Genomic DNA, 20,152 nt, shown 5'->3' with positions numbered 1-20,152 from the left:
TGGGACTTCAGGCGGGGTCGCGGTACTGGTGCAGCAGCTTCGCGAAGTTGCGGAGCTTCTTGATCGCGTCCTCGGAGACCGGATCCGGGTGGAAGTGCATCACCTTGTTGCGGATCAGGCGGATCTTCTCCAAACGGGACGTGAAGGTCTGACGGTCCAAGGGCCAGGCCAGCTTCTGCCAGATCTCCTTGTTCTCCAGGATTCGCTGGTAGTCGCCGAACGCGAGGTCGTCGAAGGTCTTGATCGGTCTGCTGCAGTGCGGCTGGACGGCGGGGAGGTCCAGGCAGCGGCTCAGGATCCAGCGCAACGTCTGGTCCAGTTCGCCCAGCAGGAAGTACGGCGTGGCCATTTCGCCGTATCGGTGGGCGACGTCCGCGGTCGTGACGATGCCCTTGACCTCCTTGCTCTCGTTCAGCACGAACACGAACTCGTGCTGCTGCAACGCCGGGAGGACTTCGAAGAGGTCGCGGTCGTAGGCGACCGACTCGGCGGCGACGATCGCGTCGGCGACCGTTGCCGCCGGTTTCTGGTGCATGGCTTGGGCTATCGAGCGCCAGGTGACCGCGCCGCGGGGGTTGCGGGGGCCGCTGAGGACCGCCAGCTGGGAGAAGTCGTTGAGGAGCATCTTCGTGATCGCTTCGGCCAGCTCGCTGTTGGGGCCGACGGACGCCACACCTTCGAGTGGCGTCAGGTTCCCGACCGTCAGGCGGACGTTGAGGTCGTCGCCGCCTTCGTCGTCCTCCGTGATCGGGGTGTCCTCGACCTCGTCGGGTGGCGTGGTCAGCGACACCACCGTGTTGAGCGTGACCGCGCGGAAGCTCGGGGACGTCACCAGGCCGTGGTTGGCGAGGTCCGCTTCGATCCGGCTGACCTGGTCGCCGCGGTCCTTCGCGCCCCAGAGGGCCAGGAGGTCGCGGACGGAGATGCGTTCGGGGTCGCGTTCGTCGGCGCGGGTGCGCGCTTGCCTCAGCCGCTCGTGGCGGGTCGTGTCCTCGGAACGCCGGGCCACCGTCGTCGCCGTGGAAATCGCGCGGTCGAGGAACTCCTGGCGCACCGAGTCCAGCAGGCGGTCTTCCTCGACCAGCACCCACGCGCGCCAGCCGTCGACCGCGCGCATGCCGGCCGCCACCATGGCCGCTCGCGAGGGGGACCGGAATTCCTCGCCGGTGGACTCCAGGCGGATGCGGCCCTGGTCCGTCACCGTCGCCTCGAACGTGGCGCCGATGCGCTTGCGGCTGAACCTGAGCTTCGCCCCGGCCTGGACCAGGCCCGCTTCCAGCAGGTCCGAGACCGTCACGCGGCGGCCGCCGATCAAGTGCATCGAGCGGCCGTCGGCCGTCACCACTTCCGCAGGCCGGCGAACTTGCGCCGGGCGCCGATGGCTTGCTTGAGGACTCTCTTCTCGAGCTCCTTCGGGTGCAGGCGGTCCACGCGCGTGAGCTGCAGCTCGGTCGCGACGGCCAGCAACCCGTCGCGGTCGAGGTGCTGCGCCTGGAGGTACGCGGCGCCTTCTTCCTCGGTTTCCGTTTCCCGTAGGTGCGAAGCGATGGCGGCCGCCTCGACGTCCGGGCTAGCGGCCACGGCGGGTGGTGCCTCGCGGCGGGTTTCTTCCACCGGTTCGCTCACGACGGGGCCGCCCAGGAGGGCCACGAGCTTGTCGCGCGTGAGCTTGCTGTACCCGCGCAACCGGCGGTTCTTGGCCAGGGCCTTGAGTTGTGCCACGCTCAGGTTGCTCAGCGGGGCCTGCTCTTCCTGTACCGGTGGCGGTTGCGCGCCGGCGATTTCCAGCCGCGCTTCGCCGGCGGCGATCGCCTCCAGTGTGGCCTCGTCCTGCTGGGCCAGGAACTCGAACACGCGCGCCTGCAAGGCGGCCAGCCGCTTCAGGTCGTTCACCGGCGGCCGCCCGGGAGGGAAAGCGCGCTGAGGACTTCGTCGGCCAGGTGGTCGAATTCGCGGACGACTTCGTCCCGGCCGGCCACGCGCAGCATCGCCGGTACGCCGCTTTCGCCGGCGTCGCCGAAGTGACGGGGGCTGTTGCGGATCTTGCTGTTCAGCACCGGAACCCGGGAATTCAGCCGCACTTCCTCGATGTAGGCGTGCTGGGCCAGCGTCACCTGCTGCGAGTAGATCTGCACCATCGTGAAGACCACGCCGAGGATGCCGGGGTCGATCGGGCGGTGGCCCTGGGTGCCGCCCCGGTGGTTGACGAAGTCGTTGAACTGCGTGACCAGCTCGGCGCAGTTGCCCACCAGGTAGTCGAGGCCCAGCGTGGACAGGTAGTCCGCCTTGGCGGGCACGAGAACCTGTTCGCTGGCGACGATCGCGGTCTTGGTGACGATGCCGAAGTTGGGGGCGCAGTCGATGAGGACCAGGTCGTAGTCGGCGAAGTGGTCGTCGCGCAGCGCGTGGCGCAGGCAGCCGTGCAGGTCGAGGAACTTCCGCTTCGACGTCTCGATGGTGGTCGCCCCGCCCAGCCGGGCCGCGAGTTCCAGGTCGATGTCGATGAGACCGAGGTGCGACGAGATCAGGTCGACGCGCCCGCCGGTGCCGTCGAGGACCTTGTTGACCCGCTCCGGGGTGACGACGAGGCCGGCCAGCGGCGTGTCCCGGCCCGGCACTTCGTCCTCGTACCACTGCTTGATCGTGCGGTTGTTGTCCTTGAGCTGGTGGTGCCAGTCGTCGATCGAGTAGAACGAGAACGTCAGGTTGGTCTGCGGGTCGAGGTCGAGGAGGAGGACGCGCAGACCGCGGCTGGCGGCTACCGCGCCGAGGTTCGCGGTGAGCGTCGTCTTTCCCACTCCGCCCTTGTAGTTCATGACCGCCACGACCCGCATGCGCACTCCCCGGTGGTCTCGTCCTGAGGGCCGTTTGTAGTACACGCGCGGCCGCACCGACGAGGACGGCGGACGAACTGTCCCGTAACTGTCCAGGATGTGGCAACAGTCAGCGGGCCAGGTGCTTGCGGACGTCTTCCGCCACCGCCGCGCGGCCGGGCATCGCGTACTTGGCCAGGATGTTGCGGACGTGGGTCTTCACCGTGTGAGGGCTGACGCCCAGTTCACGGGCGATTTCGTCGTTCGGCATGTTGCTGCCGAGGAGCACCGCCACGCCTTGTTCGGCCGCGGTCAGGGACCGGAAGCGATCTTCGGGGCCGTTGTCGATGTCGAGCGTCAGCTCGACCAGGTCGGACTGGAGCTGCTGGCAGTCCGTGACGATGCGCTGCAGCGCATCGCGCAGCGCATCGATGTCCTGCGCCGGCAACGCATCCTGGGCGCGCTGGCGCACGTCCGCCACCCGGGAGGACAGGAACTCGACGATGTGGTCGGCCGTGACCAGCTGGGGTGCGTCGTCGACGTCGGCGGGGAGGCGGCGGAGCGCGTCGAGGTCCTCCGCCTCCTTGGTCAGGACGCGGGCGACGAGATCGGCGAGCCACTCGAAGGCGCGCACCGAATTGTCGTCGAAGGTGTCCGGTTCGTAGCTCTGCATGGACATCATGCCGAACACCGCCGGTTCGCCGTCGCGGCCGCGGCGGAACAGCGGCGTGGTGACCGCGTCGGCCGACGCGCGGCTGGTGTCGCCCGAAGCCACGCCGGCGTTGAGGGCGGCGCCGTTGTCGTACTGCATGCGGTACGTCTGGCGGTGCTTCAGGAGCCAGGCGGCCTGACCGTGCGGACCGTAGATGTGGGACGCCGGGTCGGTGTACATGCCGCCGTCGTAGCCGTAGGGGTAGCGAACGCGGTTCGCGCCGTGGAAGAAGCCGATGTAGAAGTGGTCCAGGGGAACGATCTTGCTCATCACCGCCCGCGCGTAGTCGTAGAGCCCGTAGTGGTCGGTGCGGTAGTTGGCGTCGATCTTGTGGAACGCCTCGCGCAGGATGAGGGTCGTTTCGGCGTCGACCCGCAGTCTGGCCGGAAGTTCACGGGGCATCCGGGTGTCCTCCGGCGGCCTGGGCGATGAGGTGCTGGGCTCGCTTCGTCACTCCGCGAGCGATGGAGCCGCGCCGGTCGGGTTGGGAGGCTCGGGGTGCGGCGGGGAGCCGCGAGGAGCGGGAGGAGTTCCCATGGAGACCCATTTGTCGAGCGAGGTGCGGAAAACACCTCGTGCGGCCGTGACGGCGTTCAGCCTGGCGGTCATGGCCGCTGTGGCCGTCCTGACCGCGGCGCCGGCCGACGCGGCCATCATCGGCGGAGTGGACATGCAGCGCGCCTGCACCGTCCAGAACCCGGGGATGGGCCTGGCCGCGGTGGTCACCGACGCGCACAACGCCTACAGCTGGCGCTGCCGGGCGCCCTGGGGTTACCAGGTCGGAATCAACGTCAACGCCGCCTGTGCCGACCAGTACGGCGGGGGTGCCTACGCGACCCTGCTGAACGCCGCCGATCCCTACTCCTGGCGGTGCTCCCGCTGAACGGCGCCACGGCGTCGCCGGGCAGCCCGGTGGAGAAACGGGCTGCCCGGCACGCTCGTCGATGTCGCCTCCCCGGTGACCCATGAGTTATTGCAGCGACTTCAGCCAGTTGGTCACCACGCCGAAGTACGTCGGGGCGTTGGGGGCGTAGTTGATCGCGTGGCCGTAGCCGTCGAGGATGTACGTCTGCAGGGGGCCGCCGAAGAACGGGGTTTCCGACACGCGCAAGGCTTCCGGGGAAGAGCAGTCGCTGCCCAGGGTTCCGCAGAAGTGCGGGTCGTTGCCCAGTACCAGCAGGACCGGGACGGTGATCTGCTGGGACGCCGGGGTGACCACCGTCGTCAACGTCAGGCTGTCCACCGCTTCCGTCGTCGCGAAGACGTCCTTTGTGGACTCGTCGTACGCGATCGCCGCTTCGTCGAGCGGGCCCGGGGTGTGGAACGCCGTGTAGCGGGTGCCCGGGCTCGTGGTCAGGTAGCCCGCGTCGCGGCCGGGGACCGCAGGATCCAATGGGGCCGGGATCATGTTGGCCAGGACCGGGATCACCGTGATCAGGTTCATCCGGTGGGTCATTCCCGTCACCAGCACGCCGTCGACGTCGTGGTAGCGGCCGGCTTCGATCATGGCCATGGCCGCGCCGATCGAGTGGCCGCCGACGATCACCTCGGGGAAGCGGGACCGGACCGACTGGATCACCTGGTGGGTCGCCGTTGCCTGGACCGAGGCGCTCAGGAGGGTGCTCAACGGCTTCGAGCTCGCTCCTGTTCCCAAGCGGTCCAAGGCCAGGGTGGCGATGCCCGCGTTGTTCATCGCCAGGCGGAACGAGCGGGTCTGCGGGGTGTAGCCGATGTCCCAATAGGACGCGTTGTACGTGCCGCCGGGGATCAGGACCACCACCGTGCGCGCTTCCGGTGGGGTGCACAGGCGGCCGTGCATCGTCTGGGGGAGCAGGGCCACCGTCACCGGGACGTTCAGGTCCTCGCACGTCGCCGTGGCCGCGTGGGCGGGGGTCGGGAGCATGGTCAGCAACAGGAAAACCGCAGCACAAACACGTAGGCGGAGCACGGGGGAACGACCTCCAGCTAGGACCGGGGGACAGCCGTCATCGGCAGGCTGTCCGGGTAGGCGGCCGAGGTGAACTTCACGCGTACCGGGTGGTCCAGGAGCGGGACCAGCCGCCAGCGTGCGGCCACCGTGGCCACCGTGATGACGATTTCGTTCTGGGCGAAGCGGTTTCCGATGCACTGCCGGTTGCCCGCGCCGAACGGGATGAACGCGCCCTTCGGCGTCTCCGCGGCGCGTTCCGGGGCCCAGCGGCCGGGATCGAACCGGGCCGGGTCGGGGAACGACGCCGGGTCGTGGTGCAGTGCGTGGGGGCTGACGATCACCTCGGCGCCTTCCGGGAGCCGGACGCCGCCGAGGTCGACCTCCTCGAGGGTGCGGCGCATCAACATCCACAGCGGGTACCGGCGCAGCACTTCGTCGACCACCTGGCGGACGTAGGTCAGCTGCCCGAGGTTCTCGGCCGTGACCGGGCGGCCGCCCAGCACCTCGTCGACCTCGGCGTGCACCCGCGCCTCCACGTCGCGGTGCCTGCCGAGCTCGTGGAACGTCCAGGACAGCGCCAGCGCGGTCGTTTCGATGCCCGCGGTCAGCAGCGTGAGCACCTCGTCCCGCGCCTGCTCGTCGGTCATGCCGGCCAGCAGCAACGTCGACAGCAGGTCGCCGTGGTCGGTGCCCGCGGTCCGCCACTCCCGGATCACCGCCAGCACGATCGCCTGCATCCGCGTGATCGCTTCGTCGAACCGCCGGTTTCCGGGGATCGGCAGCTTTTCGACGAACTTCGGCGACAACGCGCGAATCATTCCCTGCTGGATGATCAGGTAAATGGATCTCCGCGCTTCGGCGATCGCCTCTTTTCCCAGTTCCGTGGAGAACAGCGCCTCGCCGACGATCGTCACCGCGAGGCGCTGCATGTCCTCGTCGAGCGGCCGCACCTCGCCGGCCTGCCAGGAATCGCCGAGGTCGGCTGCCGCGCGCCGCATGATCTCCGCGTAGGCGATCAAGCGGTCGCGGTGGAACGCCGGTTGCATCAGCCGTCGTTGCTGCCGGTGGAAGTCACCGTTCGAAAGCACCAAGCCATTTCCGACGAACGGCCGGAACTTGTCGAACATGGCGCCCTTGCGGAACTTCGGACCCGCCGTGACCAGCACTTCGTGTGCCAGCCGCGGGCTGGTGACGAAGTAGGTGGGTGTCGGGCCGAGGTAGAGTTTCACGATCTCGCCGTGCTCGTGCAATGAACTGGTGAATGCGGAGCGTTGCTTCAGCAGTGCCGGAGTGTGCCCGAGAAAAGGCCACCGGCCCGGGGCGACCGGGGCGGTCATGTGGACTCCTCGTTGCGCCATTGTGTGGATTTCCCAAGGAGACGGCCTACGGTAGGCGCGTCCGGGCGAGTGGGACAGTGCCCGATCGGGTGGTGTGGGCTCACGCATATGGCGCAGTGGACGAATCCGGAGAAATCGCTAAGCTCTTTCCGGTCCGACAGACTGAGAAGGTGTTCTTCGTGACGCGATCACCGGAATGGGTACCGCCGGGTGTCGATATCTCCGTACCGAGCATGGCGCGAACTTACGACTACATGCTGGGCGGCGGGCACCACTTCGCCGTCGATCGCGCGGTGGGCGAGCAGATCGAACGCGCGATGCCCGGCCTGCGCGACGCCGCGCGCGTGAACCGCGCGTTCCTCGGGCGCGCGGTGCGGTTCATGACGGCGCAGGGGATCCGGCAGTTCCTCGACATCGGCTCGGGCATCCCGACGGTGGCGAACGTGCACGAAGTCGCCCAGGCGCAGGACCCGGACTGCCGCGTGGTGTACGTCGACCGCGACCCGGTGGCGGTCGCGCACAGCGAATTGATGCTCGACGGCAACGATCGTGCAGCGATAGTGCACGCCGATATGCGAGATCCGGAGAAGATTTTCGATGCACCACAGGTGCGCGCTTTGCTCGATTTCGAAAAACCGATCGGGTTGCTGATGCTCTTGATGCTGCACTGGGTTCCCGACGAATCCGGTCCGCTCGAACTCGTCGGGCGCTACGGCGCGGCGCTCGCGCCCGGCAGTTTTCTCGCGATCACCCACGTCACCGGCGACCACCAAGGCGAAAACCTCGGCGAGGCGACCGAGGCGATCAAGGAAAGCCGGAGCCCCGATCAAGTGAACCTGCGGACGCACGCCCAGGTGTCCGAGCTCTTCACCGGTTTCGAAATCGTCGAACCCGGATTGGTCGGCTGCGGGGAATGGCGGCCGGCCGGGCCGGCGGACATCTCCGCCGCCGCCGCGATGAACATGCTGGTCTACGCCGGAATCGGCCGGAAGAACTGATCGGACGCCCCGGATGTCGATGCCCGACCCCCGACCGGACCGGACCGCGGTCCCCGACCCGGAACGCGCGCGGAACCTGCTCGCCCGGAAGTGGGCTTACCTGCTCAGCGGCGTGACCGTCGTTTCGCTGAGCCGCGAAGAACTCGACGTCGAGCTGCGCGGCGTGCTCGGCACGTTGTGCGCTTGCCTGCGCGGCACGTCCGCGGACACCGCGCCCGCCGAGCGGATCGGCGCGCGGCTGGTGGCGCTCGGCTACGTCGGCGAGCCGGGCCTGCGGTGCACGCTCGACGTCCTCGCGAAGGGCCTGCCCACCCTGCCCGAACTCGAGGCGGTGGACCGCTTGGCGGAACGCGTCGCGCAAACGCTGGGAGCGCTCTCGTGCGGGTTCCTGCTCGCGCACGAGCGGAGCGTCCTCGACCAGCAGGAGATCATGCACCTCTCGCTGCTGAAGGCGGTGCGGGACGCCCAGTGGCACCTCAAGGAAAGCGAAGCGCGCTTCGAAGAGGTGGTGACGTCGTCGGCGAGCGGCATCGCGCTGGTCGCCCTCGACGGCCGGATCGTGCGGGCCAACGCGGCGCTGGCCGAGATGCTCGGGCACCAGCCCGGCGGGCTGACCGGGTCCGTGCTGTACGACGTCGTCCACCCCGAGACCGTCGGTGTCCTGCGCGAGGCGATGACGGCACTGCTCGACGGCGGCAAGGAGCGGGTCCGGCAGTCGCAACGGCTGCTGCGCAAGGACGGCGACGTCGCGCGCATCTCGCTCACCGCGTCCCTGCTGCGCGACGCCGAAGACCGGCCTGGGCACTTCGTCGTCGTGGTCGAAGACGGCACCGAACTGATGCTGCTGCAAGGGGAACTGAGCCGCCAGGCCCTCCACGACGTCCTCACCGGGCTGCCGAACCGGCAGTACTTCGGCACCCACCTGGAGACGGCGCTGCGGCGCGCCGACCCGGTGTACGGCGTGACGCTGTTCCACGTCGACCTCGACGCCTTCGGGATGGTCTGCAACAGCCTCGGCCGCCGGATCGGCGAGCAGCTGCTGATGCACTTCGCGCAGCGGCTGAAGGCGGTGATGGCCGGGGAGAAGGCGATGATCGCGCGGTTCCACAGCGACGAGTTCGGCATCCTGGTCGAGAACACGGCGACGACGCCCGACATCGGCACCATCGTGCGCGCCATCAACGACGAGCTCGCCGAGCCGTTCTTCGTCGAGGGGCACGGGCTGGCGCTCTCGGCCAGCGCGGGCGTGGTGCACCGGCCGTCGAGGGGCATCGACCCGGTGGAGCTGCTGCGCGCGGCCGACCAGACGCTGCGGCGGGCCAAGGAGCGGCGGCGCGGCCAGTGGAAGATGTTCGACCGCGAGGCCGACGCCGACGACCGGCGGACGCAGGCGCTCGCCGTCGGCATGGCCGGGGCGTGGGAGCACGGCGAGATCAGCGTCCGCTACCGGCCGATGGCGCGGCTGGCCGACGGCGGGGTGGCCGGCGTCGAAGCGCGCCTGCACTGGGCCCGGCCGGACGAACCCGCGCCGGCGCACGAACAGTGCGCGGAACTCGCCGAGTCGACCGGGCTGGTGCTGCCGCTCGGCGACTGGATGCTGCGCGCGGCGGGCCGGCAAGGCGAGTGGTGGCGGCAGCGCGCCGGGTTCGGCCTCCCGATGGTCGCGGGCCTGACCGGGCACCAGGTGTCGGACGACGCGCTGGGCACGCGCGTGACGCGGCTGCTCGCGGACACCGGCCTGCCGCCGGAACAGCTGCTGCTCGGCGTGCCGGTCGGCGCGCTGCCGGTGTCCGGGGTCATCGAGAACGTCACCGCGCTGGCCGACCTCGGCGTCCACGTGATGCTCGACGAGTTCGGGCTGGGGCCGGACGACCTGCGGGCCGTCCAGGACCTGCCGGTCGACATCGTGCGCGTCGACCGGCGGCTCGCCGAATGGCAGTCGTGGTCGGACTCGACGTTCCTCGGCGCACTGGTGCCGCTGGTGCGGCAGGTCGGCGCGACGCTCGTGGTCGACGGCATCCACACCGAGGACCAGGCGAGCTGGTGGCGCACGGCGGGCGCCGAGCTGGCCACCGGCGACTACTTCGGGATCGCCGAACCGGCCGCCGAGCTCGCCGGGCAGTTCGCCGGCACCTGAGGCCGCAACCGGGTGAGGGCGACGGCGAAGAGGACGATCACCATGCCGCCCACGACCCGCGGGCTCAGCGGCTCGCCGAGGAAGAGGGTGCCGAGGCCGACCGACACCACCGGCAGGAGGTAGCCGACCGTGGCGGCGGCGGTCGGGCCTTCGTCCGCGATCACGCGGTAGTTGAGGTAGAACGTGATCCCGGTGCCGAACACGCCGAGGACGGTCACCGCGACGAGCGCGGTGAGGTTCACCTGCGGTGCGGTCCCGGCCACCGGCAGGGCGAGCGCCGTCAACGCGGTCGCGGTCGTCAGCTGGGCGGCCGACAGCGCGAGCGGGGCGCCGTTCGGGGGAAGTTTCCGTGCCATGTAAGCGAACGCGATCGCGTAGCTGAGTCCGGCCGCGAGCAGCGCGAGGGCGCCCGTGCTCAGCAGGCCTTCCTGTTCCCACGGCGCGAAGATCACCACGATGCCGGCGAACCCGAGGGCCAGCCCGAGCAGGCGTGCCGGGTTGAGGCGGCGTTCGGTGCCGAGCGCGACCCCGATCAGGAGCGACCACAACGGGGTCGTGGCGTTCATGACCCCGGCGACACCGGAGTCCACCGTGCGCTCGCCGATGCCGAACAGCGCGAACGGCAGCGCGTTGCAGAAGAACGCGGCGACGACCAGCCGCCCCCACGTGCCGCGGTCGCGCGGGAGCCGCTGGCGGGCCGCGAAGGCCAGCACCAGCAACGTAAGCGCGCCGAGCGCGCAGCGGATCAGCGTGAGGTGGACGGGGCTCAGCCCCGTCAAGGCCAGCTTGATCCAGAGGAACCCCGAGCCCCACAGGAGAGCCAGTACCGCGATGCGCACCCAACCAGTCACGTGGTCCACGGTGCCTAAGCGGACCCGTCAGGACAAGTGAAAAGTCCTGGACCCACCGTTAAGCAGAGCTACAGCATTGCGAGCGGTGGTTGTGATCAATCGCGCGCTTCCGAGTTGACTTGCTGCAGGTAAGCCCCGGCCAAGACCAGGAGGACCGCCTCGTCTTCCTCGTCGTCTGCACCGTAGCCGACCACTCGGTCACGCAAGGCCGTCCCGCCCCAGTCGAGGGCAAGCTGCAGAGTTCGCTCTTCGAAGTCGGAATCTTCGTTCAGCAAGTCCGCTGCCGGCCGCTCAATGCCCTCGACGAGTGCGCGAACGCCGATCAGCCCGTCGTCTTCGCCCATCGGGTCGTGGGTGATCAAGTCGACAAGCTGCCTGGCGAAGGTGACATCCGCCAACGCCTGCTTGATGACCATGATGCCGTCGTACCGACGAAGCTTGTCAAGCTCTTGGCTCACGTCCGGAGCTGCTGCGTCCGGATGTTCGCGAAGGTAGCGTTCGATCGCGGCATGCCAATCCCGCTCTCCCGCCTTGTCGTTGAAAGTGCCGTCGAGACGCGGCAGCGGGGCGTTCTCATCGAGGAAAGCCTTGGCCCAAGCCGGATGCAAGCCGATCAGGTCGAAGATCGTCGCGAACCCGTCGAAAACAACTTCATCTCCGGGCATCTCGCTGGCGTTCGATGCCTCCGGTGAATCGTCCTTGAGGACGCTTCCCAGGATCGCCGAGCTGCTGGGAGACAATCGGAATGCCCGGCTCGCGCGGGTGCTCACCCGGTCGTGGCCCAACTCCAACGCCAGCGGTACGAGGTCGGTCCCGGGTTCGCTGTGCCATCGTCGATCTTCTTGGTCGACCCGCTGCGTGAACTCCGGAAGCACGAACAGGTGACTCAGCGTCGTAACAGTGGGTAGGTCCTGAGCTGCGCATGCGGAGATCGTGTCGACGACGGGGATCAAGCTCGACTTTTCGCCCAGTCCGAGCGCCCAGGCATGAGCTCGTTCAGGGATCTCGTCCATCGGCGCGTCGTTTGAATCCGTGAGTGCGACGTAAAGTGCGATCGTCAGTAGATTGCTGTCGAAGTCGGGTGGCATTCCTGCTCGTGACAGCAAACACAAGCCATCGCGGAGCATTTCGGCACAGGAGTCGTCCTGGGGGAAGCCGGGTTCCAGGTTCGACAGGAGGTCTTCGGCTCGCCGGCGGGAGTCGTTCGTCGCCGGTGGCACGGGACTGTCCGTGTTGAGTCCTTCGACGAACCTGGCATTCGCCAGCAGAATGCCGGGGTGGAGGGCCTTCGGAAGCCGTCTGTGGGCCAGGCCGGCGCTCTCCAGCCGTGCATTGAGCTCCAAGAGCACGCGAGAATCGTCAACTGCATATCCGGTTTCGTTGCTCAGGCTGACTGCCTCGGATACGAACCTGCTGACGGACTGCCAATGCGGGGTGGTTCGCAACTCACGGAGCCAGGCTGTCCGCGCGTTGCCGAACTCGAAGCTGTCGGCGAACTTCTTCGGGTGGACGAGGCCGAGGAGGATGAGATCGAGCGGGTCCAACTGGTCGTGCCACTCTGGATACCGGTCCTGCTGCGCCCAGTGGAGGGCCGCGACCCCCCAGGCGTAGGCCGAAGCCACGCTATGCCTGGGGCCGTGGTTGCCGGCGACCAACCGCAGCAGCGCCGCTTCGGCGCCGCTTTCCGTATCTCGTGGCGTCTCCGGAATCGAGTCGGACTCCCGCGGGCCGGACTTGGGTTGGCCGGTGCTACGGCGTTTTTGCCTTGCACGGCTTGCCTTGCCCATCGGAGACGGTACCTCCTGCCGGATGAACTGGATCAGTCGAGCCTTTCGGCGCTATGGTAGCTCTCGTGTTCTCATTCGGATCTGCGTTTAGGTAGTTCGGTCGTGGCTGACTCGAGCGGTGGCGATGAGCCGCGTGATGCTGTCCGGAACGAAGTTGCCGGCGGTGTGTTCCATGGTCCTGTCGTGCAGATCGGGAACCTTTTCGGATCGGCTCAGGTGGGGGGCAGCCGAACCGCGCCACTGCACCTGCGGGATACGCAGTATTGGCCGGTTGTTGCGTCCTGGGATCCTGTCTCCGCCGGCGTGCACCGCGCGCGTCAGCAGGCTGGTGACCAGGGCGTACCGCCGTACGTCGAACGTGACATCGATGCGGACCTTCGGCACCGGCTGGGCGCCGCGTCGGAGACGGGTGGTCTGGTTCTCCTGCTCGGTCACTCCGCGGCGGGCAAGACTCGCCTGGCCTACGAGGCGATGCGCGCTGTCATGCCGGATCGCCGGGTAGCGGCACCGTCCCGGGGCAGTGAGCTGGCGGAGGTGCTCACGACGATCGTCGAGTCGTCGGTGGAGTGCGTGGTCTGGCTCGACAACTTGGAGCTGTTCCTCGGTCCGGGTGCGTTGGATGTGGCCATGTTGGCTGCGTTCCGGGAGCGGAAAGTACCGCTGCTGGGGACCATTCGGATGCGGAAGTACAAGACCTTCCACCCGATGTTCCAGGATGTGCTCCCTGCTGGTGTGGATGCCGTCGTCCTGCAGACCGCGCAGATAGGCGCTCGGGTGCTCGAGTCGGCCGACCTTCTGGAGGTTCAGCGAATCTGGAGCGAAGATGAGCTTGCACGTGCGGTTCAGTGCGACGACGACCGGATCGCCGATGCTGTCGCACACCATCGCCACCACGGCGTCGCCGAATATTTGGCGGCTGGGCCCGCCATTTGGTCCGCCTGGCGACTTGCCAGGGATGTCGACGGTCGGCCTCGTGGAGCTGCGCTCGTCGAGGCGGCGATCGACCTGGCGCGGGCGGGCTTGGCCGGACCATACGAAGAAGAGCTCATCGTCGAGCTGCACGAACAGTATCTCGAAAGGCAGGGCGGCCTGCTGCTGCGGCCGGAGCCGCTGGACGAGGCATGGGCTTGGGCAAGCCGGCAATTCCACGGAGTGACCAGCCCGCTGCTCGAAGCCACCAGTGGCAAATGGCGCGTGTTCGACTACCTGGTCGACCAGCTCGAGCGAATGCTGCCGCCCCAACCGGTGCCGGACGCGGTCTGGCTCGCCGCGAAGCACAATTCTTCCGGTGGTGATCTCTTAGAGGTCGCGCTTCGAGCAGCGGAGGCGGGCACCCCGGTATCGGTTGACGTGGCCGAGTCGATCTGGCTGTTCCTGCTCGAGGCCGAGGTCGGAAGCGCGATGGCGTGCTACAACCTCGGGGTCCTCTGCAGCGAGAACGGCCGGGTCAAGGAGTCGAAGTCGTACTTTGCACGAGCTGCGAAAGCCGGTGAGCCGAGGGCGGCGTTCAACCTGGCCGTGATCTACTCCCGAGAGGACAAGCCGGAAAAATCCCGGAAGTGGCGGATGCGCGCGGCCGATGCGAACTATCCGCCGGCTTTCTTCCTCGTCGGGTTCGACCTCGAAGAGCAGGGGAAGCTGGACGAGGCCGAGCAGTGGTATCGGCGTGGGGCCGAGTTGGACGAGCATCGATCCGCCACCAACTTGGGGAAGCTGTTGAGCAGCACCGGGCGGGTTCAAGAGGCGCTTCCCTGGTTCCACAAGGCCGAAGAAGAGGGTGACCCGTTCGCAACCTACAACATCGGGCTGTTCCACCACGAGGCCGGCCGGCGCGAGGCTGCGGAGGAGTGGTACCGCAAGGCGTCGGAGCGCGGATCCGCTGATGCGGCCTTCAACCTCGGAACTTTGCGCTTGCAGGCCGGAGACCACGCCAGCGCGAAGGACTGGTACGAGCGAGCCTTCGAGGCAGGAATCACCTCGGCCGCCGGTAATCTGGGCAAGCTGCTGAGCGAATCCGGTGAACTGGCCGAGGCTGAACGGTGGTTCAGGCGTGGCGTGGCGGCAGGGGACGTACCCGCCACCTTTGGACTTGGTGCCCTCCTCTACAAGAGCGAGCGGCTGGAAGAGGCGCTGGACGTTCTTGAACCTGTCGCCTCTGCCGACGAGAGTGGAGGTCAGGCGGCGCTTGCCGAAATCCTGCATGAACTCGGCCGCACCGATGAAGCGATCCCCTACTTCGAGTCGGCGGCCGAAGCCGGGAACCTGTCGGCAGCGTTCAACCTGGGGGTGATCCATCTCAGGCGCGACGACCTGCAGGAGGCGAAGCGCTGGTACCGGACGGCGGCGGAGGCCGGCGATGCGGAGGCGGCGAGCAATCTGTCCGATGTTCTCTTCACGGAGGGGCGGCTCGCGTCGGCATCGTGGTGGATCGGCAGGGCGCGGGCACTTCGCGCCGAGGCGGCTGCTGCAGCCGCGGAGCCGGAATCCGTCGACGCTTGATCCCTGAGATCACATCGGGTGCTCCAGCCACACGTTCGGTTCGACGTACGTCGCCGTGTCGTGGGCGACCGATGCGAACACCGGGGCGATGCCGCCCGGGATGAAGTTCTCGCCGTCCTGGAGCTTCACGCCCGTCCAGTCGCGCCAGTCGGCCAGGGAGCCGGCCAGGGTGACCGCGAACGGGCAGACCTTTACCACTCGGGCGCCCAGGCGTTCGTGGGTGCGCAGCCAGCGGTCGGCGAGCAGGCCGTCCGGGCGGCGGCGGGCTGCGTACTCCGGCATCGGGACCGCGGGTTCGGCTTCCTTGCCGATCGGGCGCACCGACACGATCAGCTTGCGCAGCCCCGTTTCCGCGGCTCGGGCCTTCAACGCCTTCAACATCGGTGCCGACCGGCCGGTGCCGCGCAGGTGCGGCGCGATCACGACTTCCAGCGCGCACAACGCGTTCGGCTCGCGGCCGTCCATCACGTCCTGGGCCGCCCACTCGATCGCCTGGTCCCAGCCGTGGTCCGGTAGCTCGGTGCGGTCCGGGGCCGGGTAGGCGAGCGGGACCGACAGGGCGCGGGCGATCGGTGCGCCGTCGTCGTCCAGTGCGATGAGGAAGTACCGCGCCCAGTGGCGCAGGAAGCGTTCGCCGGTGATCATCCGGCCGCTGGCGCCCCGGTAGATGAACTGGCCGCCGACGTCGCCGAGCGCCAAGGCGGCGTCGAGCAGGTCGGGGCGTTCGGCAAGATCGACGACGCGCATGCGCCCAGTGAAGCGGAAGTGATCACCGCGGCGATAGCGGCAACCGGGCGATGCTCAGCGCAACGCCTTCTGGCGGCGGGTCAACGCCGCCGGGTCGAGGTTCGCCTTCGTGCCGGCGTCGTGGCCGTCGAGGTAGCCGCTGCCCGACAGCCGCCGGGGTGCGGCCGAGCGCAGGTCGCCGTACTCGGAGTCGAACGCGTGCTGCACCATCTGCGCGCGGTCGCGGACGACCAGCTCCGCCGACCGCTCGCCGGGCACCGCCGTGCGGACGGCTTCCGATTCGGCGTGGGACAGCCGCTCGTGGACCGCGCGCGCGAAGCCGTGCAGCCAGGTGCGGCGGTAGGCGGCCAGCGACTCGCCGGGGAAGAAGCCGTCCGGGCGGACGCGGGTCAGCTGGGTGCTCGCCTGCAGCAGCAGGCTGGTGAACAGCAGCTCGACGCGGCCCAGGTCGGAGTGGAAGCCGAACACCGTGACGCTCTCGACCTTCTGGCCGTAGCGGTGCAGCAGCGTCCGGCAGCGCAGCGGGTACGCGACCGAGGTGAGCAGGCTCGCCTTGTCCCGGCTGTACGGGTCGTTCATCGGGATCTTGAGCGTGCCGATCTCGTCCGCGGTCGCGCCGGACGCGGCGAGCATCGCCTGGTCGATCCCGTACCGCGCGACGAGCTCGGCGGCCTTCCGGTTGTACGCCTCGGCCTCCGCCTCGGTGACCGCCGGGTCCTCGGCCTTGGCCAGCAGCTTCCGGATGCGCTCGAGCTGCGGGTCTGACTCGGTCATGCAGGGAGGGTATTCGATCAGGTGTTCGGACGCGTGCACCGGGTCACAGCGTGTCGTCCCGGCCCAGGTAGGCGTCGAGCGTGACGGCCAGCGCCGCCTCCGGGGACGGCGCGAAGCTCGCCCCCGCCAGACCGCCCCACAGCCACAGCTGGGCGAGGCCGTGCAGCGCCGCCCACAGCGACGCCGCGACCAGCCGCAGATCGGCGCCCGAGCGCGCGACCGGCGTCGGCACCGCCGCCACCAGCACGGCGAAGGTGTCGAAGACCGCGCTCGCCGCCGCCGAAAGCGCCGGGTCGTCCGCGTCGACCAGGTCGCGGCGGAACATCAGCTCGAACATCGCCGGGCTGGTCAGCGCGAAGTCGAGGTAGCTGTGGCAGGCGGCGGTGAGCCGTTCCCGCGGTGAGGTTTCCGGCAGCGTCCGCCGTCGCGAGAGCAGTTCGGCGTACCCGCGCGTCGCGACGGCGGACAGCAGCTCGGCGCGGCCGGAGAAGTGGCGCAGCGGCGCGCCGTGCGAAACGCCGGCGGCCTTCGCGATCCCGCGCAGCGTCACCGCGTCGACGCCTTCGCCGGCCAGCAGCTCGGACGCGGTGTCGATCAGGCGTTGCCGGGTGCCCACGCTTCGTCCCTGGTCATGGGGAGCAGGTCCGGGCGCTTCGGCAGGAAGCCGTCGCCCGGCTGGCGGCCGATCAGCCGGTTGCGCGTGCGCGTCACGGCGACCGGCAGCACCTCGCGCAGCAGCCAGTGCAGGTCGGCGCGCCAGTTCCCGGCGGCCGCGACGCCCGGCAGCGGCTCGAGCCAGGCGGGATCGTGGTCGAGACCGAGCCGGCCGAGGACGTACGCGGCCAGCCGCCGGTGCCCGTGCGCGGACAGGTGCAGCCGGTCGGCGCCGAAGTAGCGGGAGTCGGTGACGGCCTGGTCGGGCCACAGGTCGATGAGCAGCGCGCCGTAGCTGACGGCGGCTTCGCGGATGGCCTCGTTGAGCGCGACGATCCGCGGCCGCATCCGCTGCCCGAGCGGCATCCGGCTGGAGACGTCGCTGAGGGTGAACGTGACGACGGTGGGCGAGATTTCGGTGCACGCGCGGATGGCGGCGTCGACGCGGCGGGCGACCGTGCGCGCGTCCCAGCCGCGGCTCATGACGTCGTTGCCGCCGCCGAAGAGCGCGATCAGGTCCGGCTGGAGGCGGGTCGCGGCCGGGACCTGCTCGGGCACGATCTGGTCGAGCCGCCGCCCGCGGACGGCGAGGTTGGCGTACCGGAAGCCCGGCTCGCCCTCGGCCAGCCGGGCGGCGACGAAGTCGGCCCAGCCGCGGTAGTGGTCCCGCCCGGGGTACGGGTCGTCGAGGCCTTCGGCGCAGCTGTCACCGAGGACGACGAAACGGTGGTAGCTCATCCCGATCTCCGTAACCCGTGGTTCACCTTGTGGACACTGTCTATCAAACTTCTGTAGACGGTGTCTACTTGGCCCCGAGTTCACCCGAGCCACGGGCAGGCGGGTCGGCAGGCGCGGCCGGCAGGCTCGGAAGGTCGCGAATGACTCATTCGGGACCTCCGGCGTCGCGAATGAGTCATTCGCGACCACTGCGGTGGGCGAGCCACCGCGGGCCTGCCGTCGAGCCCGGGCCGCCGGCACGGGAGAGAGTCACCCGAGCCAGGGGCGGAGCTTCTCCGGGTTCCGCATCGCCCAGATGCGGGTGATCCGGCCGTCCGCGACGTCGAACGCGTACACGGCCGCGAGGTCGTCGCCACGGGTGAGGAGCAGGCCGGGGAGGCCGTTGACCGCGCGCTCCACGAGCGTCAGGCCGCCGGCGGCGAGCGCCGCCACGTACCGCGCCACCGGCAAGCCGCCTTCGATCGGGGTCAGGGCCGCGCGGACCACGCCGCCGCCGTCCGCGGTGAGGGTCGCGCCGGGGTCGAGGAGGGCGACCAGGGCGTCGATGTCGCCCGCTTCCCACGCCTGCTTGAAGTCCCTGATCACTTCGGCGTGCCCGGTGACCGGGGTCGCGGGCCGGGTGGCGCGGACCCGGCGGCGGGCCGACGAAGCCAGTTCTCGGCACGCCGCCGGTGTGCGGCCGGTGATCGCCGCGACCTCGGTGAACGCGTACCCGAACACGTCGTGCAGCACGAGCGCGACCCGCTGCGCCGGGGTCATCGCCTCGAGCGTCACGAGGAAGGCCATGGTGACCGACTCGTCGAGCGTGATCCGGTCGGCGACCGAGTCGGCCTGGTCGGGCACGGGCTCGGGCAGCCACTCGCCCACGTACCGCTCGCGCCGGGCGCGCGCGGAACCCAGCACGTCCAGGCAGATCCGGCCGGCGACCGTCGTCAACCACGCGCCGGGCGAAGAGATCGCGCCGCGCTGGGCAGGCGAGAGCGCGTACCAGCGGACGTAGGTCTCCTGCACCGCGTCCTCGGCTTCGGCCAGTGAGCCGAGCAGCCGGTAGGCGAGGTTGAGCAGGTGCCGGCGTTCGCCGTCGACGGGTGTTGTCATGCCTCCTCCGACGAAACAGCTTCCCCGAACGTCAGGCCTGACATCCCGCCGGGCCGCTTCGTCGTACTCCTCGAAGCCGAACCGAACAGGGGAGAACGATGATCGAGATCGGAATCGTGCTGGGCAGCACCCGTCCCGGCCGCGTGGGGGACCAGGTGGCCCGGTGGGTCCACGAGCGGGCGAGCCGGCGCGCCGACGCCCGGTTCACGCTGATCGACCTGCGCGACCACCCGCTGCCCCACCTCGAGGAGCCACCCGGCTTCTCGGGGCAGTACCAGGACGAACGCACGCGGGCTTGGGCCGCGGCCGTCGCCACCTGCGACGGATTCGTGTTCGTCACGCCGGAGTACAACCACTCCGTGCCCGGCGTGCTCAAGAACGCCATGGACGTCGTGCACCTCGAGTGGAACACCAAAGCCGCCGGGTTCGTCTCGTACGGCGGTGTCGGCGGGGCCCGCTCGGTCGAGCAGCTGCGGCTGGTCTGCGGGGCCCTGCAGCTCGCGGACGTCGCTCCGCAGGTCACGCTGCCCCTGGCGACCGAGTTCGAGAACCGCGCCACCTTCGCGCCGGGCGACCACCAGCTCCCCGCGCTCGACGCGGTGCTCGACCACGTCGTCGCCTGGAGCACCGCGCTCGCGCCGTTGCGGCGCGGGGACGCCGAAGCCGCGATCCGGGGCCGGCTCGACGCGATCGTCGACGGGCTCCGGAACAAGGACCTCGAGGCGCTGCGGCGGAGCTACGCCCCGGACGTCGTGTCCTTCGACGTCGAACCGCCGCTGCGGCACTCCGGCGTGGACGCGAAGCTGGAGAACTGGGCGAAGGTGTTCACGTTCTTCGAAAAGGTGGACTACGAGCTGCGCGACCTGACCGTCACGGTGAGCGGCGACCTCGCCGTCGGGCACGGCTTCGGCCGGGTCAGCGGGACCTTGAAGAACGGGGTCGTCGCCGAAGGCATGTGGGTCCGGGCCACGTTCGTCTTCCGGGACACCGAGGACGGCTGGGTGATCGTCCACGACCAGGCCTCCGTGCCGTTCGACATGGCGACCGGGCAGGGCCGGACCGACCTGGAACCCTGAC

General features: G+C 69.3%; 18 protein-coding genes. 5 read left to right on the top strand and 13 right to left on the bottom strand.

Annotated elements, in window-relative coordinates:
- Positions 1 to 7: 7 nt before the first annotated feature.
- The 4 genes from AB5J73_RS06370 to AB5J73_RS06355 all read right to left on the bottom strand — a co-directional run bounded on the left by AB5J73_RS06370 (position 8) and on the right by AB5J73_RS06355 (position 3,927).
- On the bottom strand, positions 8 to 1,345 hold the full coding sequence (locus AB5J73_RS06370; protein ID WP_370968775.1) for a hypothetical protein: 1,338 nt from the start codon (positions 1,343 to 1,345) through the stop codon (positions 8 to 10).
- Positions 1,339 to 1,893 (bottom strand): hypothetical protein, encoded by a 555-nt coding sequence (locus AB5J73_RS06365; RefSeq protein ID WP_370968774.1) that lies wholly within the window; start codon positions 1,891 to 1,893, stop codon positions 1,339 to 1,341. Before AB5J73_RS06365 ends, AB5J73_RS06370 begins: the two co-directional genes overlap by 7 nt.
- Positions 1,890 to 2,834 (bottom strand): ParA family protein, encoded by a 945-nt coding sequence (locus AB5J73_RS06360; protein WP_370968773.1) that lies wholly within the window; start codon positions 2,832 to 2,834, stop codon positions 1,890 to 1,892. Before AB5J73_RS06360 ends, AB5J73_RS06365 begins: the two co-directional genes overlap by 4 nt.
- A gap of 109 nt (positions 2,835 to 2,943) precedes the next feature.
- Positions 2,944 to 3,927: a LuxR C-terminal-related transcriptional regulator gene (locus AB5J73_RS06355; RefSeq protein ID WP_370968772.1), complete on the bottom strand. Its 984-nt coding sequence runs from the start codon at positions 3,925 to 3,927 to the stop codon at positions 2,944 to 2,946.
- 133 nt (positions 3,928 to 4,060) lie between these two features.
- On the opposite strand from AB5J73_RS06355, the gene AB5J73_RS06350 reads away from it, so the two are divergent.
- On the top strand, positions 4,061 to 4,408 hold the full coding sequence (locus AB5J73_RS06350) for a hypothetical protein (protein WP_370968771.1): 348 nt from the start codon (positions 4,061 to 4,063) through the stop codon (positions 4,406 to 4,408).
- Positions 4,409 to 4,495: 87 nt separating this feature from the next.
- On the opposite strand, the gene AB5J73_RS06345 is transcribed toward AB5J73_RS06350, so the two are convergent.
- Positions 4,496 to 5,428 carry an alpha/beta hydrolase gene (locus AB5J73_RS06345; RefSeq protein ID WP_370968770.1) on the bottom strand — a complete coding sequence of 311 codons (933 nt, stop codon included), beginning with the start codon at positions 5,426 to 5,428 and terminating at the stop codon, positions 4,496 to 4,498.
- Between the two features lie 62 nt (positions 5,429 to 5,490).
- Positions 5,491 to 6,792, bottom strand: coding sequence for a cytochrome P450 (locus AB5J73_RS06340; RefSeq protein WP_370968769.1), 1,302 nt, complete (start codon positions 6,790 to 6,792; stop codon positions 5,491 to 5,493).
- A 179-nt stretch (positions 6,793 to 6,971) separates the two neighbouring features.
- Between AB5J73_RS06340 and AB5J73_RS06335 the strand changes: the two genes are divergently transcribed.
- Positions 6,972 to 7,790 (top strand): SAM-dependent methyltransferase, encoded by an 819-nt coding sequence (locus AB5J73_RS06335; protein WP_370972964.1) that lies wholly within the window; start codon positions 6,972 to 6,974, stop codon positions 7,788 to 7,790.
- Between the two features lie 19 nt (positions 7,791 to 7,809).
- On the top strand, positions 7,810 to 9,927 hold the full coding sequence (locus AB5J73_RS06330; protein ID WP_370968768.1) for a putative bifunctional diguanylate cyclase/phosphodiesterase: 2,118 nt from the start codon (positions 7,810 to 7,812) through the stop codon (positions 9,925 to 9,927).
- Here AB5J73_RS06330 and AB5J73_RS06325 read toward each other — a convergent pair.
- Positions 9,870 to 10,787, bottom strand: coding sequence for a DMT family transporter (locus tag AB5J73_RS06325; RefSeq protein WP_370968767.1), 918 nt, complete (start codon positions 10,785 to 10,787; stop codon positions 9,870 to 9,872). The genes AB5J73_RS06330 and AB5J73_RS06325 overlap by 58 nt on opposite strands.
- An 86-nt stretch (positions 10,788 to 10,873) precedes the next feature.
- Positions 10,874 to 12,565 carry a hypothetical protein gene (locus tag AB5J73_RS06320; RefSeq protein WP_370968766.1) on the bottom strand — a complete coding sequence of 564 codons (1,692 nt, stop codon included), beginning with the start codon at positions 12,563 to 12,565 and terminating at the stop codon, positions 10,874 to 10,876.
- A 183-nt stretch (positions 12,566 to 12,748) separates the two neighbouring features.
- On the opposite strand from AB5J73_RS06320, the gene AB5J73_RS06315 reads away from it, so the two are divergent.
- Positions 12,749 to 15,064: a tetratricopeptide repeat protein gene (locus tag AB5J73_RS06315; RefSeq protein WP_370968765.1), complete on the top strand. Its 2,316-nt coding sequence runs from the start codon at positions 12,749 to 12,751 to the stop codon at positions 15,062 to 15,064.
- 9 nt (positions 15,065 to 15,073) lie between these two features.
- Here AB5J73_RS06315 and AB5J73_RS06310 read toward each other — a convergent pair whose 3' ends face one another.
- From AB5J73_RS06310 to sigJ, 5 genes are all read right to left on the bottom strand, one after another.
- On the bottom strand, positions 15,074 to 15,811 hold the full coding sequence (locus AB5J73_RS06310; protein WP_370968764.1) for a Long-chain-fatty-acid--CoA ligase: 738 nt from the start codon (positions 15,809 to 15,811) through the stop codon (positions 15,074 to 15,076).
- A 54-nt stretch (positions 15,812 to 15,865) separates the two neighbouring features.
- Complete coding sequence (locus AB5J73_RS06305) at positions 15,866 to 16,585, bottom strand: DUF2786 domain-containing protein (protein ID WP_370968763.1); 720 nt, start codon at positions 16,583 to 16,585, stop codon at positions 15,866 to 15,868.
- Between the two features lie 43 nt (positions 16,586 to 16,628).
- Positions 16,629 to 17,201, bottom strand: coding sequence for a TetR/AcrR family transcriptional regulator (locus tag AB5J73_RS06300; protein ID WP_370968762.1), 573 nt, complete (start codon positions 17,199 to 17,201; stop codon positions 16,629 to 16,631).
- Entirely contained in the window at positions 17,180 to 17,977 is a 798-nt protein-coding gene (locus AB5J73_RS06295) for an SGNH/GDSL hydrolase family protein (RefSeq protein WP_370968761.1), read from the bottom strand. Before AB5J73_RS06295 ends, AB5J73_RS06300 begins: the two co-directional genes overlap by 22 nt.
- Before the next feature lie 249 nt (positions 17,978 to 18,226).
- Positions 18,227 to 19,075, bottom strand: a complete 849-nt coding sequence (sigJ, locus tag AB5J73_RS06290; RefSeq protein ID WP_370968760.1) for an RNA polymerase sigma factor SigJ — start codon at positions 19,073 to 19,075, stop codon at positions 18,227 to 18,229.
- A gap of 98 nt (positions 19,076 to 19,173) precedes the next feature.
- Between sigJ and AB5J73_RS06285 the strand changes: the two genes are divergently transcribed.
- A complete protein-coding gene (locus tag AB5J73_RS06285; protein WP_370968759.1) occupies positions 19,174 to 20,151 on the top strand; it encodes an NAD(P)H-dependent oxidoreductase in 978 nt (325 codons plus the stop codon).
- Position 20,152: the final 1 nt, after the last annotated feature.

Source organism: Amycolatopsis sp. cg9 (assembly GCF_041346945.1).
In the GTDB taxonomy this organism is placed as follows: Bacteria; Actinomycetota; Actinomycetes; order Mycobacteriales; family Pseudonocardiaceae; genus Amycolatopsis.
The sequence above is the reverse complement of the archived record's forward strand: the minus strand, read 5'-3'. Positions and strand labels throughout refer to the sequence as shown.